Origin of the sequence: Kerstersia gyiorum (assembly GCF_004216755.1) — a bacterium.
GTDB lineage: Bacteria > Pseudomonadota > Gammaproteobacteria > Burkholderiales > Burkholderiaceae_B > Kerstersia > Kerstersia gyiorum.
The window spans coordinates 257,684-271,452 of record NZ_SGWZ01000002.1 but is presented as its reverse complement, the minus strand read 5'-3'; the positions used below and the strand labels follow the sequence as shown (position 1 = coordinate 271,452).

Below are 13,769 nucleotides of genomic sequence, written 5' to 3'. Positions count from 1 at the left end.
ATCTGCAACGTTTGCGAGAAATTGCTGCGGGCACCAGGCTCAGGGGCAGGCCTTGCCTTCCGCCTGTTGTCCGGCGAGCGGCGAGCGCGCTTGCACTCCCACCGCCACGGGTTTCTCGATGCGCCATTCGGGTGGCGCTTCAACGATGCAGTCGCGCCCCCTGGATTTCGCGACATACAGGGTTTCATCCACCCTGGCCATCAGTTCTGCCAGCGTTTCGCCCGGCTTGTAGACCCCCACCCCAGCGCTGAAGGTATAGGGCAGTTCTGCCCCATCCACCATGCATGGCACCGTCTGGATCAGCCGCTGCATGCGCTCCAGCATCTTGACGCCCTCGGCCTGTGAGGTTTCCGGACTGATGACGATGAACTCTTCGCCCCCCATCCGCCCGAAAATATCGCTGGCCCGCAGGCTACCGCCAACCAGACCGCCGAAATGCTTGAGCACACGATCGCCTACGGCGTGGCCGCGGCTATCGTTGATGGCCTTGAAACGATCCAGGTCTATCATCGCCAGCGACAGCGGCCGGCCGGTGCGCACGGCCGTGCGCAGGGCCCGTTCCGCTTGTTGCAGGCAGGTACGCCGCATCAACGCGCCAGTCAGTTCATCGACACTGGCCATATGCTCCAGCCGGCGCACCAGCCGATCATGCACCAACATGACCATACCCGCCGCCAGGCAAGGCAGGGCCACGATTGCCAGCCCCAGGAACAGCGTGGTGGCGACCGAGGATTCCAGCACGCTGGTCTGGTGCAGCCAACCCAGCCCATAGGCCAGGCCGCGTGCCGCGTGCGCCAGGCCGCCTATCGCAGCGGCAACGCAGACAAAACGGTAGGCATAGGAAAAATGGCCGTCCGGGCGGATGCGGTAGCTGATCCACGCCACCGAAAAGTAGATATAGGCATGGAAGGCGGACACCAGGGCGATGCGGGCGTTGACGTTATCGTACTGGTAGGTCCAGTACGCCAGCCCGGCCAAGATGAGCAGCCAGGCCACGTATTCACCGCTCTTGACTGGCTTGGTTCCGGCGAATTTCCGGCACCCCTGCAGAATGATCAGCAAGCCCAGCATCAGCAACTGATTGGCCAAAAGCACCGATATCGCCTTGGGCCAGCCATAGCTTTGCGTGCAAATCAGCAGCAGGGAAAAAATGGAGAGTGAACAGCCCACGAGCCAGTCGCGCACGCCGGAAACCCGGGTGCGCAACATGGAACCCAGTACCCCGAGGCTCATCAGGGCGGAAACGATAGTGACGATAAAAATGCTGACGGGATCTGGCATGAGGCAGGCAAGATAAGCATGGCACGCGTCGGACTGGTCAACTCGCGCATTCAGGGAAATCAGACCCGCGATCGCCGGTTTGGTTTCCTTCCTGCGGGAGTCTTCCCGGCACCATATGAACACTGCCTTGCCCGAACTCGGCCCGCAGCCGGCATCGCACATCGGCAAGTGGTCATATCATCACAAATTTTTGATTATTCTAACCTTGCCTGAATTTCCCGACATAGTTGGATTTTCCCATCGGGCGCAGTCCGGTGACACCAGCCGCGCCCCAGGCACCGCTCAGGCCAGTCCTTCTTCCTTGAGGCTGAGCTGGACGGCCGGCCGTGCCGCTACCGCCGCCTGCCAGCGCTGCACGTTGGCGTAGGGCGACAGGTCGAACTTGACGATACGCGCCCAGCTCAACACCACCCAGAGATACACATCGCCAATCGTATAGGCATCACCGGCAATATAGGCTTGCCGGGCCAGCAGGCTGTCCACGTAGCCGATGCGTTTTTGCAGCTGCTGGCGGCTGGCTTCCTTGGTTTCTTCGGGCGTACCGGGCTTGAAGAACGGCGCAAACCCCTTGTGCAGTTCACTGCCAGCAAAAGACAGGGCTTCCAGCACGCGATAGCGGCTCATTTCGCCGACAGGCGGGAACAGCCCGCTCCCGGGTTTCTGGTCCGCCAGGTATTGCACCAGCGCCGCAACCTCCAGCAGCACCTGGCCATCGTCCAGCACCAACGCCGGAACGTAGCCATTCGGGTTGATGGCCAGATAGTCGTCACCGTGCTCGGTTTTCTTGGTGGACATGCTGACGCGGACCAGGTCCAGCTTGATACCCAGTTCGTTGGCAACAATATGAGGCGCCAGCGCGCAGGCGCCGGGCATATAGTAGAGTTTCATGCCGTCTATCTCCAGTTGGCAGGAAGGACATGCCGCCACCTGGCGGCGGCCAGCAGGCCATCATAACGACCGGCACCGACTTGCGCCAGCGTAGAAGGCAACGGCCATGCGCGCCGGCAGAACCCCGGCGCACCCGCACCCGATAAGACTGGCGATATCACCCTGCCCCCGGACTCAAGCCGGGTCGCGGTCCACCGCAAACGGCGCCCAGGCCTGGCGGCTGGGCATGATCTCCAGGCGATTGATATTGATGTGCGGCGGCAGCGTCGCAATATAGAAGATCTGCTCGGCGATATCTTCGGCCGACAGCGGATGCGTCCCACGGTAAAGCTTTTCCGACGCCCCCTGGTCGCCCCGGGTACGCACCAACGTGAACTCCGTTTCGGCCATGCCCGGCGCCAGGTCGGTCACGCGCACGCCGGTGGAGATCAGGTCACAGCGCAGGTTGTAGGAAAATTGCTTGACGAAGGCCTTGGACGCCCCGTAGACATGGCTGCCGGGATACGGCCATTGGCCTGCCACGGACCCCAGGTTGACGATGCTCGCCCCCGCACCGGTTTCCAGCAGTTGCGGCAGCAGGGCGTGCGTCACATTGACCAGGCCCTTGACGTTGGTATCAATCATGGTGTGCCAGTCCTCCAGCGCCACCTTCTGCGCGGGTTCCGGCGCCAGCGCCAGGCCGGCGTTGTTGACCAGCGTGGTGATCGGGCGGAACGCCTCCGGTACGGCGGCAACCATGGCGCTGACCGCCTCGGCATCGCGGACATCCAGGGCAGCGATATGCACCGGCACCTTGCCCTGCAATTCCTGCTTGAGCGCTTCCAGGCGCTCGTAACGCCGTCCTGACAGCACCAGGGCCCAGCCTGCGTCGGCGAAGCGGCGTGCCGTGGCACGGCCGAAGCCCGAGGTCGCCCCGGTAATGAAAACCACTTTTTGCTTGCTCATGTCGATATCCCGATGAATCAAATAAATAGGCACGGCACAGGACCAAGGCCGGACCTGAATGGCAGCTGCGCGTAACCAATCGCCTAGATTATCGCTTTCCGTTCCGGCCACACAAGCATGAGCATATGAATCAGCCGCCCGGGTTGAACGGCAGCCGCTTGCCTGAGCAGCGGCACCGGTCTGGCCTGCCTCGGGCAATGCAGCTTGATGCTGTCCTACAATGCCGGGGATTAACGGGCTGCGCCTGCTTGCCAGCCCTGCCCGCCCCGCTGTTTCATGAATGTTTCCCCCATGCCAGTGACCGCCGCTACACCCCCTGCCATTCCCTACGTCGAAAACATCCGTGCCGCCGGCCTGAGCATCTACGATCCTATCGCCGTCGGCGATCCCGCGTTCTGGATTCCCACCCCGGATCTGGAAAAGCTGCTGGATGACGCGCTGCGCGGCCAATCGCTGGCCGGATTGCCGCTGCGCACCCGTTCCAAGGTCGCCAAGCAATATGTCTGCACCGCCCTGGGCTATCCCCTGCCGCCATCGTTTCGCAAGGTGCAGCCGCGTTTTCCCGGTCAGCTATTCGATACTTATGTACAAAAAGCCAATAATCTTCAGGTCTGGAACGAAGAACTTTCCCCATCGCGCCGCTACGTGCTGATCCGCGTCAACGCCGCCGATTGCATCAGCCAGGTGCGCGTGGTCACGGGAGATACGCTGGCACAACTGGACACCACTGGCACATTGACCCAGAAATACCAGGCGCGCTGCCTGGTCGGCGACGAAACTGCCGAACTGGTCTCCCTGCAGGACACCACTGCCATTCAGCCCCTGACCCGGCCAGGCCTGCAGCTATCCACGGTCACGCCGGTATCCTACCCAACCGCTGGCGCCCTGCTGCCTGTCGCCGAGATATACCAGCGGCTGGCGCCACTGGTAGGCAGCAGCTTCCCCGACCTGGGCGCAGACCAGGAACGCAATCGTGGCGCCGGCCTGCACGCACTTGTTTGCCGCCAGTTGGGCTACCAGCATTACCTGGATGACGGCCAGTTTCCCGATGTGCGGCAGCAACTGCTGGAAGTCAAGCTGCAGACCAGCCCAACGATAGACCTGGGCCTGGCCTTGCCCTCCGGGCCGGACCTGCTGGATGTGCCGCAGCTCGACGGCCACCAGCCGCGCCATTGCGATGTCCGCTATGCCGTGTTCTATGCCCGTACCGACGGGCGCATGGTGACGCTGACGCATCTTATCGTCAGCACGGGGGAAGACTTTTTTACCCGCTTTACCCAATTCCAGGGCAAAGGCCTGAACAAGAAACTGCAGATTCCCTTACCGGCCGGCTTTTTTCGAGCCGACGCCGAACACGCGCCAGACCTGCTGATCTAGTTCACGTTCCATCACTTCGGCCTCGGGAGTACCGGCCAGTTCATGGATGCGCCGGGCCGCCGCCGCGATTTCCTGGCTCAGCGGCAAATCCGGGTCCGGCAAGGGGAAACGCTCGACATACTGAGTAATGAAACGGCGCCGCCCGGCATACAGCTTGTTCTGGAAGTTCTCGTCGTAGAAACGCTCGATGAACGAAGAATTGGCCACTGCGGCCGCCAGCCACAACAGGGCTTCCGCTTCGGGGGTTTCCGCCGCCAGCCAATAGCAGTCGCCATTGACGACGCTGCCTTCCAGGTCAACCCAGAAGGTTGGCGCTTCGGCAATATCGCGGAACACCAGCTTGGGCAAGGCCCAGCGCGCCGGGTCCTGCGGCACCCAGATTTCATACCAGTGGCGTCCGCCTTCCGTCACGTAGCTGCGTGCCGCCAGCGTGGCCCGATGCTGTTCCAGGTAGGCGGCGCTGCGCGGGAATTGCTCCAGGTCCAGCGCAATGCGCCGTCCTTCCAGCGAACCATGGGGATAAAGAATCTGCCGCGCCGGTGCTTCGGCACGAAAGCGCCGTGCGATATGGTGCGTGGTCAAGGGCCGCAACAGTTCGGGCAAGCCGCCCGGCACCGCCTGTTGCCAATCCTGGCGGATGAATACCTTGTCGGCACAGGTCTTGACCCCCACGCGGATCTTGCCCAGGTTGCCAAAATGCTTCCAGGTGTGGGCAGCGACCGTACGCAGCCAATCATCCCCGGCACCGGTCGCAATGCGCCAGTTGTCCTGTGGACGAATCCCGGCATCCAACTTGCCATGGGTCACGCGCAACTGGCGACCATCAGGCAGCGCCGCCAGCCCCGGTCGCGTCAGCGCCGCGATCGCATCGGGTACGCGCCGGCTTTTTTCGCCCGGCTCCCCGACTGCCTCATAGGCCGACACAAAACCGGCAGTCGCAGCGCCAGCCTCTGGTGATCCGCGCTCAAGCAGCAGTACGGCGGGCAGCACCGCAGTATCGAACAAGCGGGTATCGCCCAAGTCCCAGACATGACGAATACGGAAATGGCGCCGCAACATGGCCCGCACCACCGCGCCCGAGCGCGTGCTCATGAAGCGATTGGAGACAATCAGGCCAGCCATGCCCCCCACGTGCAACACTCGCGCAATACCCGCCACAAAGGCGTGATACATATCTACCCGGCCCTTGAGCCCAAACTGGCTGGCAAGCCAGCGCGCCTGCACGGCGCCCAGCACCTGGGTACGGATATAAGGCGGATTGGCGATCACCAGATCAAAATAGGCGCTGCCCTGCCCGGCCTGATCATCCGGCTGCGCCAGCGCATAATCCAGGAAGCTGCCATGGATCATATGCAGTGTCGCCTGCGGAAATACGGCTTCCAGGCGCTGCCGGGTCACGGCCAGGGCTGCCGCATCGGTTTCGAAGGCATGAACGTCTACATCGGTGACGCCGCGCCGCTGCAGTTCCGACAAGAGACTAAGCAACAGCTCACCCTCGCCCACGCCGGGGTCGAGCACGCGCAGGCGCCTGCCCTGTGGCAATTGCGCCAGGACTTCCACCATGCGTGCGGCGACGAAATCCGAGAGAACGCCCGGCGTATAGGTTGCGCCACCGGCTTTTTCTCCGGAAACCCGCTGATAGCGGCCGCTGGGTGCGGCATCGCCGGAAACTGCCATAAATTCTTCCGTCTTGCCTGTTGCTGACGCCTGGCGGCAAGCTCTTTGAAGGAGCCTGTGCCGGCAAGGCTTTATGATTCGCTGGGGATGCGCCAGGTACCCCGAGAGGGGCGCAGACCGCTGCTTGCCGTGCCTGCCCCTGGTTCACCAGACAGCCTGTGTCTATGCAGCCGGGCACCAGGTCCGCCAGGCAAGCCGCAGGGCGAGGACGCTACTTTACCAGACTGTCCGGGCTCCCGGCGGCCAGATCGCCGGGTGGCGGAAGCGGGCGCTTGCACACCTGTCCCGGCTGCCGGAACCGACCTGCGCCACCCTAGCTTTCGTCGTGGTTCAGGGCGGCATCGACCGGCTTGGCGCCCAGCACAGTCACCAGCGCCTGGGGGTCGATTTCCAGTAGATAACCGCGCCGGCCGCCGTTGATCAGGATACGAGGCAGTTCCAGGATGCTCTGCTGCACCCAGATCGGCATGCGTTTTCGGGTACCGAATGGCGACGTCCCTCCGACAAAATAACCCGAATGGCGCTGCGCCACTTCTGGCGCGCATGGCGCCGTTTTGCGTGCGCCGGTCTGACGCGCCAGATTCTTCGCCGACACCTCGCAATCGCCATGCATCAGCACAATCAGGGGCTGAGCCTTTTCGTCCTCGAAGACCAGTGTCTTGATGACAGAATGCGGGTCCATGCCCAGCTGCCGCGATGCCTCGGCCGTACCGCCATGCTCGACATAATCATAGACACGCTCCTCGAAGGCAACGCCATGGCGCTTGAGGAACTGTGTCGCGGGCGTTTCCGATACGTGGCGGGACTTCACTTGCTAACCTCTGGGATGATGTTGTGCGTGCAGCGTTTTCAGGCGCTCGCGGGCAACGTGAGTATAAATCTGCGTGGTGGAAATATCGGCATGCCCCAGCAGCATCTGCACCACGCGCAGGTCCGCACCGTGGTTGAGCAGGTGTGTGGCGAAGGCGTGACGCAGTACGTGCGGCGACAGCGGCGCGTGGATATCTGCCAACATGGCGTACTTGCGCACCAGCTGCCAGAACGCCTGACGCGTCATACCCGCTCCCAGGCGGGTCACGAACAAGGCATCCGTTACCTTGCCCGCCAGGATCACGCCGCGGGCCTGATCCAGGTAATCCTGCAGCCAATCCGCCGCAACCCCGCCCAGCGGCACCAGCCTGGCCTTGTCCCCCTTGCCATGGCGCACCCGCACCACGCCTTCGTTCAGGCTGACATCCAGCACCGTCAAGGACACCAGTTCCGACACCCGCAAGCCGGTGGCATAAAGGGTTTCCAGCATGGCACGGTCGCGCAAGCCCGCTGGCTGGCGCAAATCCGGTGCCGCCAGCAGGGCTTCCACCTGTCCTTCGGACAAGGTCTTGGGAAAGCGCTCGGCCTGCCGCGCACTGGGAATATTCAGGCAGGGGTCGGCGCGGACATGCCCCTGCCGCAAGGCCCAGGCATAGAAACGCCGCAAGGTTGCCAGGCGGCGGTTCGCCGTGCTCGGGCGGGTATCGGCATGGCTGGCCGCAAACCACGCCGACACGTCGGCCGCGCTGGCATCGGCCAGCGCCATGCCCCTGGTTTCCTGCAACCACGCCGACCAGCCGCGCAAATCGCGCCGGTAAGCCGCCAGCGTATTGGCCGCCAGCCCGTCTTCCAGCCACAAAGCGTCAATGAAAGGGTCTATCAGCGGCGTGTCGCCTGCTGCCTGCTTGCCTGGAGCCATCGCGCGTAAGGCCTCCGGCCCTGCTAAAAATTGAAGCGCTTGATTCTGGATCAATGGCCGTGAGCCGTCAAGAACGACAGTGGCCGCCGTTGAATTGCGCACTCGGTTGCTGCACGCGCGCACGCGCCGACAGCCTTGCCGCCCTTGCTATCCTGGAGGATATCGCTGGCATGTGCTGAATGACCTTGTTGCACAAGATCGGACAGGATGAGCCACCAGGCGGCATCGGCAACGAACCGCATACGATAGAATCCATCAGTTCCGACTTAAGCAGGGATGACTGGGGAAGCCGTGGCGCAGTTCTCTCGAACCAATTTCATTTCTTGGCCTGCCATTCTGACCAGGATCAGCCTGACCCTGGCGGTAACGCTGGCGCCCATGGCCGCCAATGCGCAAACGGCAACCCCGGCACAGCCGGGGGCCGACAGCCGCGTCAGCGAAGAGCTTGGCGCCTTCCGGCTGGACTCGCGCAGCGGGTCTTACCTGCGCACCATCAGCTATCACGGCCAGACTTATCGCCCCCTGAACGCAGTGGAATTCATTCATGTCCAGGCCCTGGGGCCCGAGATCGGCGGCCAGCCGGTATTGCTGGCAGTATCGAACGACCTCATGGGAGTGGGCACGATCCTGATTTCAGTACAGAACGACACGCCATTGGCTCGGGTGCTCAGCCCGGTCATCGACACGCGGGACCCGGACCTGGGCCTGGCGCAACCGGGCCGCAAGGATCTACTGCTGTTCATCGCAGGTTCGCGCGCGCTGGACACTTCCACAGGGCAGGTGCTGTGGTTCGAAGACCGCCTTCCCGGGCAGAATGGAACACCGTTCTCACGCCTGGTATCGGTTGCGCCGGACAACCGCAGCGCCGCTTTGCTGTTGGACAACGAAATCCGCCTCAGCGCAACGAACGACGGGGTCTACGCCCGTGTACCGTTCACCAAGGCGCTGCAAAACAAAGCCTTCCAGCCAATATGGGACGAAACCTACGTGATCGCCAGGCAACAGCGCGAAGCCGGCAAGCCGATCGACCAACGCCGCCTGTACGAGAACATGAAAGCCGAGTGGATCAACCGAAACTTCCGCTGGCAGGAAACCAAAGACGGATGGCAGTTCCGCGGGCAAGGCCTGAACGTCCTCCCGGTCCGGCAGGAGCAGTGACATGAGCTTGAGATGCTTTGCGCGCCGCGCAGGCCTGGTACCGCTGGCGTTGCCGGCACTGCTGCTGGCGGGCTGCGCCAGCCACGGCCCCAACCGCCTGGACGACATACGCAGCGAAGAAGCCAACCCCGCCGAAGCCGTATTGACACTGGAAGTGACGTTTGCCCGCGCGCCAGACTACGCGCCGCAGTCCAGGCAAGGCCTGGCGCCCAACAAACACCTGGCAATCTCTGGCTATCCCAATATCGAAATTCCTTTCTATCAGAAAGGTATCGGTTTCGACCTGGGCGTGCTGGGCGATCCACGCGCCTTGCTGGCGCTGCCATATCCGTCGCCAAAAACGGATTCTTCCACAGCCAAGCTGAAGGTATTCGGCGAACGCCTGGACGAGAAACGCTACCGTTTCCTGGTGTTGCCTCGCGCCGGATGGCGCAGCCTGGACAGCTTCCAGGTCGCCTTCTCCATCAATGGCCGCAACGAGGCCATGACCTTCTCCTATAGCCTCGACACCGTCTGCGAAAGCCGTTTCGACGTCACCACGCCCACTTACGGGTTTGAAATGTCAGTGGCAGCGCACTTTGCAGGAGACAAGCCAGGCTGCCTGAAGGCCTGCGATGGCCGCCCGGGCTTTCCCGGCCAATGCGCTTTCTTCGGCGGCTTCAAGACGGTGCCAGGGCTCTAACCTTCCCTGAAAGGCAGACACCTGCGAGCCATCGTTTTTCCGTCGGCGATAGATCCCGCACCCCCTGCCGTCCGTGCGCGCCCGCGCCTTGGGCTGATCCACATCATCTGCCGCCATGCGAGCCTGCACCCCCACGCTGTCGAGTGGCCGCATGCCAACGCCCTCGCGCCTGCCCCCGAACCGCCAAACGTGACGGAAAAATACAACAACCCAATCTGATGAAACACGTATTTTTCTATGGACTTGAATAGAAAAGGCCCAGGAAAACTAAGGTTTTAGAGATTTCTCGGGATATATACCCATAAAAATAAAGACTTTCTAACATAGACATAAGAATTCTAATCATTTAAGTTCTCTCACTCTGGTGGCAAAACCACTCATTGCCGCCTATCCGCCACCCATTTCCGAATCATCCGCACAGCGTTACCCAACATGCAGCCACTTTCAGCCTCGTGCCTCGGGTTCCGCTTGCAAGCTCCGTGGATTTACTGATGCGCACGCTTCGTCCAACGCTACTGAGTAGCTTGATCGCAACGGCTCTGACCGGCACCAATCTCGCCATCGCTGCAGATAACACCGCCACAGACGACGTAAACACCAGCCAGGTCAATACCGTTCAGGAAAGCCCCGTCAGGCTGCTGACGCCTACCGTCATCACCGCGACCCGCTTCGAGCAAGACGCAGCAGGCATTCCGCCCTCGGCCACGACGACCTCGCGCGAAACCCTGGACGAGCGTTTCATCCACAATTTCCAGGATCTCGGCCAGCGCGCCGAACCGGGCATCGAAGCAGGCCGTAGCCTGCGCAACGGCAACACTCAAATCAATATTCGCGGCCTGCAGGGCGCCCGCGTTCTGACCCTTGTGGACGGCATTCGCCTGCCGGATGTTTTCGAGTTCACGGGCCGGGACAGCATCGGCCAGGACATGGTGGATTTCACTTCACTGAAATCGGTGGATATCGTGCGCGGCCCAGGGTCGACGCTATATGGTTCTTCCGCCCTCGCCGGCATCGTCGGCCTGCGTACCCTGGACCCTTCCGACGTCATCCGCCCAGGCGAATCGTTCGGTGCCCGTGGCGTGATGGACTACCGCAGCGACGATGGCAGCCGCGGCCTGAATGTCGCGCTCGCCGGCCTGTTCGACAATGACAACACGGCCTGGCTGATTCAGGCTGGCGGCCGGAAAGGTCACGAGTACGAGAACCAGGGCAAGGACGACTCCACTGGCGCATCGAGGACTAAGCCCAACCCGCAGAAAAACAGCCGCAGCAACGTGCTGGGCAAACTGCAGCACGACTTCGTCGGCGGCCACAAGCTGGGGCTGACCGGCGAATACCGCAAGACCAACTATCACTCGGATCGCCTGAATGCGCTGGGCTCCGTCATGGGCACGGCGACCCAAATCCTGTCCAGCCACACGGACGACAGCGAAAAACGCTACCGCCTGTCGATGGAGTATGACTACAAGGCTCCGGATCAGGACAAGCTCATCGACCTGGCCTCCGCCCGCGTCTATTACTCGCGCCTGGATAGCGATCAATTTGACCACCAGGTGCGCAGCAATGCTCCCAGGTATGAACGCAACGGCCAGTATCGGCAATCCTTGTATGGCCTGTCTGCCCTGGCCTCCAAGCAACTGACCGGCACCGTCAGCAATCGCATCAGCGCAGGCGGCGAGTGGTGGCAGTCACGTACCGAGGAGTTCGCGGCAGGATACCCTGAAAGCAGCACAATCAACCTGCGCACCGTTCCCAAGACCAAGATCACGCAGTTCGGCCTGTTCATGGAAGATGAAATCGGCTTCCTGCACGACCAGGTGTCACTGACGCCGGGAATCCGCTACGACCATTACGAGCAGAATCCGCTGTCGGACACGACGCTGGAACAGCAGAACGGCACTGCCGTCAAACAACGGGATTCCCGCTTCTCGCCCAAGCTGCTGGCCACCTGGTACGCAACCGATAACGTCACCCTGTTCGTGCAATACGCCCAGGGCTTCCGTGCCCCCAACCTGGTGGAGGTCAATGGCCAGTTCAGCAATACGAGCAGCCCGTACTACGGCTATACCTTGCACCCCAACCCTGACCTGAAGCCGGAAACCAGCTCCGGGTATGAACTCGGGGCACGCTGGAACAGCAGCCAGGCCAGCGCCAGCCTGACCTTCTTCGATACCCGCTACAAGAACTTCATCAATATGGAAGGCTGGCCCGACGACGCCAATCCCGCCTTCACCCACTACCAGTTCCAGAACGTGAACCGGGTGCGTATCTATGGTGCCGAAGCGCAAGGGCAATGGCAGTTCGCCCGCAACTGGGACGTCTGGGGCTCGCTGGCCTGGTCGCAAGGCCGCAATCGCGAAGACAACTCGTACCTGAACTCCATTTCGCCACTGAAAACCGTACTGGGGCTGCGCTATAGCCAGGAAAACTGGGGTGCGGAAAGCATCCTCACGCTGGCCCGCAAGCGTGACAAAGTCAAGGACGACACCACGTTCAAGGCTCCCGGCTACGGCACCCTGGACCTGATCGGCTGGGTCACGCCGCCGGAAGCCAAGGGCCTGAGACTGCAAGCCGGGGTGTTCAACCTCTTCGATAAAAAGTACTGGCGCAGCATCAACGTCCAGGACATCAGCAGCACCAGCGCCGGCCTGGATATGTATACCGAAGCGGGCCGCAATGTTCAGCTCTCGGTGAGCTACAGCTACTGATAGCACTCAGGCCAGGAGAAAACCGGAAACCTCTCGTTTCCGGTTTTTTTTTACTGGCAAGCTGCCGTCACCAGGTCACTCAGCCGTGACAAGCGTTCAGTATGTGCCAGGCCTTCAATGACACCGGCACCGAGAAATACAAAGCTCAGTTCGCGCTCGGGGTCCACCATCCACAGCGTGCTGCCACGTCCTACCGAATAAAAAGCCCCCGCACTGGCGAAACGTCCCGCAGCGCTCAAATGTTGGCCCTCTCCCCGCACCTGTCCACCCAGCAAGGAATAGTGTGCAGGCGTTTCCGCCAGGCCGTACTCCTGCCGGTAACCTTCCCACCCCATATTGCGTGCCGATCCGGTATGACTGCGGCACGCCTCGCGCAGAACCTCTGCAGACAACACGCGGACATCTCCCAGCCTGCCCTCCTGACGCATGGCCTCAGCGAAACGCAGCACATCGTCCAGCGTGCTCAGCGCTCCACCAGCCGGCAGTTCGGCTCGTTCACCGAGCACATGGTTCAGCAAGCCGGCGACAGCCTGACCTTCCAGCGTCGACATGGCAGGGGTATAGGACATGGGCACCCGGCGCGCGGCATCAGGCCGCATGCCGAAGGAGGTATCCCTCATTCCCAGTGGTTCGAACAACTGCTGCCTGGCGATATCCCGAAAGGCGCGCCCCTGGGGATCGGTCAGCACCAGCAATTGTCCCAGCACCGCATAGGCCGCCGTCGGGCTGTAGAACACCTGCGAACCCGGCGGATACAGCGGCGGCAAGGTTGCCAATGCACCGGCAAACAACGCCAGGTCACCTATCTGCGCGGGCGGCACATCCACCGGCGGCATCAGCCCGGTAGGCATGCCGGCGCAATGCGTCAACAATTGACGCACACTGATGTCCTGCTTGCCTGCGGCTCCGAACGCTGGCCACCAATCGGCCACCCTGTCGTCCAGGCCGAACCAGCCACGCTCGATCGCTTGCAGAACCAGCACGGCGGTAAAAGACTTCGACAGCGACATCAATAAATAAATGTCGTCCGTCCTGGCCGAACGGCCAGGCGCCGCCTCGCCGATGGCAGCGTGGTACAGCAGCCTGCCGCCACGCGCCACCGCCACGGAAGCACCATACATCCGGCCTGCCCGGATGTCGGTGCGGATCGCTTCGCCCAGCCGCACCAACGCCCCGGCCTCGACCTGTGCCTGCCGGCAGGCCTCCCTGTCCAGGCCATCGTCCTGCATTGCTTCATCCATGTTTGCTCCCAAGCACTTGCACCCCTTGTTACCTACCGGCGGCCCGGCGATAAATAAGGGCCCCCACGCTGCGCCTTCGGCTT

At 62.1% G+C, this 13,769-nt stretch carries 11 protein-coding genes; 4 read left to right on the top strand and 7 right to left on the bottom strand.

Going from position 1 to position 13,769, the window contains the following annotated elements; all coding sequences use genetic code 11:
* Positions 1-39: 39 nt before the first annotated feature.
* The 3 genes from EV679_RS07510 to EV679_RS07500 all read right to left on the bottom strand — a co-directional run bounded on the left by EV679_RS07510 (position 40) and on the right by EV679_RS07500 (position 3,114).
* Positions 40-1,281: a GGDEF domain-containing protein gene (locus EV679_RS07510; RefSeq protein ID WP_165389988.1), complete on the bottom strand. Its 1,242-nt coding sequence runs from the start codon at positions 1,279-1,281 to the stop codon at positions 40-42.
* Positions 1,282-1,563: 282 nt separating this feature from the next.
* Positions 1,564-2,169: a glutathione transferase GstA gene (gene gstA / locus EV679_RS07505; protein WP_068368621.1), complete on the bottom strand. Its 606-nt coding sequence runs from the start codon at positions 2,167-2,169 to the stop codon at positions 1,564-1,566.
* 174 nt (positions 2,170-2,343) lie between these two features.
* A complete protein-coding gene (locus EV679_RS07500) occupies positions 2,344-3,114 on the bottom strand; it encodes an SDR family NAD(P)-dependent oxidoreductase (RefSeq protein WP_068368624.1) in 771 nt (256 codons plus the stop codon).
* Positions 3,115-3,405: 291 nt separating this feature from the next.
* Here EV679_RS07500 and EV679_RS07495 point away from each other — a divergent pair, with 291 nt between their 5' ends.
* A complete protein-coding gene (locus tag EV679_RS07495) occupies positions 3,406-4,491 on the top strand; it encodes a restriction endonuclease (protein ID WP_068368626.1) in 1,086 nt (361 codons plus the stop codon).
* Here the strand turns inward: EV679_RS07495 and EV679_RS07490 are convergent.
* The 3 genes from EV679_RS07490 to xerD all read right to left on the bottom strand — a co-directional run bounded on the left by EV679_RS07490 (position 4,435) and on the right by xerD (position 7,897).
* The gene (locus EV679_RS07490) at positions 4,435-6,168 is read right to left on the bottom strand and encodes an Eco57I restriction-modification methylase domain-containing protein (RefSeq protein WP_130486890.1); all 1,734 of its coding nucleotides are present in this window, start codon (positions 6,166-6,168) and stop codon (positions 4,435-4,437) included. The genes EV679_RS07495 and EV679_RS07490 overlap by 57 nt on opposite strands.
* 313 nt (positions 6,169-6,481) lie before the next feature.
* On the bottom strand, positions 6,482-6,979 hold the full coding sequence (locus EV679_RS07485; RefSeq protein ID WP_130486889.1) for an aminoacyl-tRNA deacylase: 498 nt from the start codon (positions 6,977-6,979) through the stop codon (positions 6,482-6,484).
* A 3-nt stretch (positions 6,980-6,982) separates the two neighbouring features.
* Positions 6,983-7,897, bottom strand: a complete 915-nt coding sequence (gene xerD / locus EV679_RS07480) for a site-specific tyrosine recombinase XerD (RefSeq protein WP_068368632.1) — start codon at positions 7,895-7,897, stop codon at positions 6,983-6,985.
* Positions 7,898-8,173: 276 nt separating this feature from the next.
* Here xerD and EV679_RS07475 point away from each other — a divergent pair, with 276 nt between their 5' ends.
* The 3 genes from EV679_RS07475 to EV679_RS07465 all read left to right on the top strand — a co-directional run bounded on the left by EV679_RS07475 (position 8,174) and on the right by EV679_RS07465 (position 12,445).
* Positions 8,174-9,055, top strand: a complete 882-nt coding sequence (locus tag EV679_RS07475; protein ID WP_242611444.1) for a hypothetical protein — start codon at positions 8,174-8,176, stop codon at positions 9,053-9,055.
* 1 nt (position 9,056) lies between these two features.
* Positions 9,057-9,737, top strand: coding sequence for a hypothetical protein (locus EV679_RS07470; RefSeq protein WP_130486888.1), 681 nt, complete (start codon positions 9,057-9,059; stop codon positions 9,735-9,737).
* Positions 9,738-10,228: 491 nt separating this feature from the next.
* Positions 10,229-12,445 (top strand): TonB-dependent hemoglobin/transferrin/lactoferrin family receptor, encoded by a 2,217-nt coding sequence (locus tag EV679_RS07465; RefSeq protein WP_130486887.1) that lies wholly within the window; start codon positions 10,229-10,231, stop codon positions 12,443-12,445.
* Between the two features lie 50 nt (positions 12,446-12,495).
* Here the strand turns inward: EV679_RS07465 and EV679_RS07460 are convergent, their stop codons facing one another.
* Positions 12,496-13,686: a serine hydrolase domain-containing protein gene (locus EV679_RS07460; protein ID WP_083969456.1), complete on the bottom strand. Its 1,191-nt coding sequence runs from the start codon at positions 13,684-13,686 to the stop codon at positions 12,496-12,498.
* Positions 13,687-13,769: the final 83 nt, after the last annotated feature.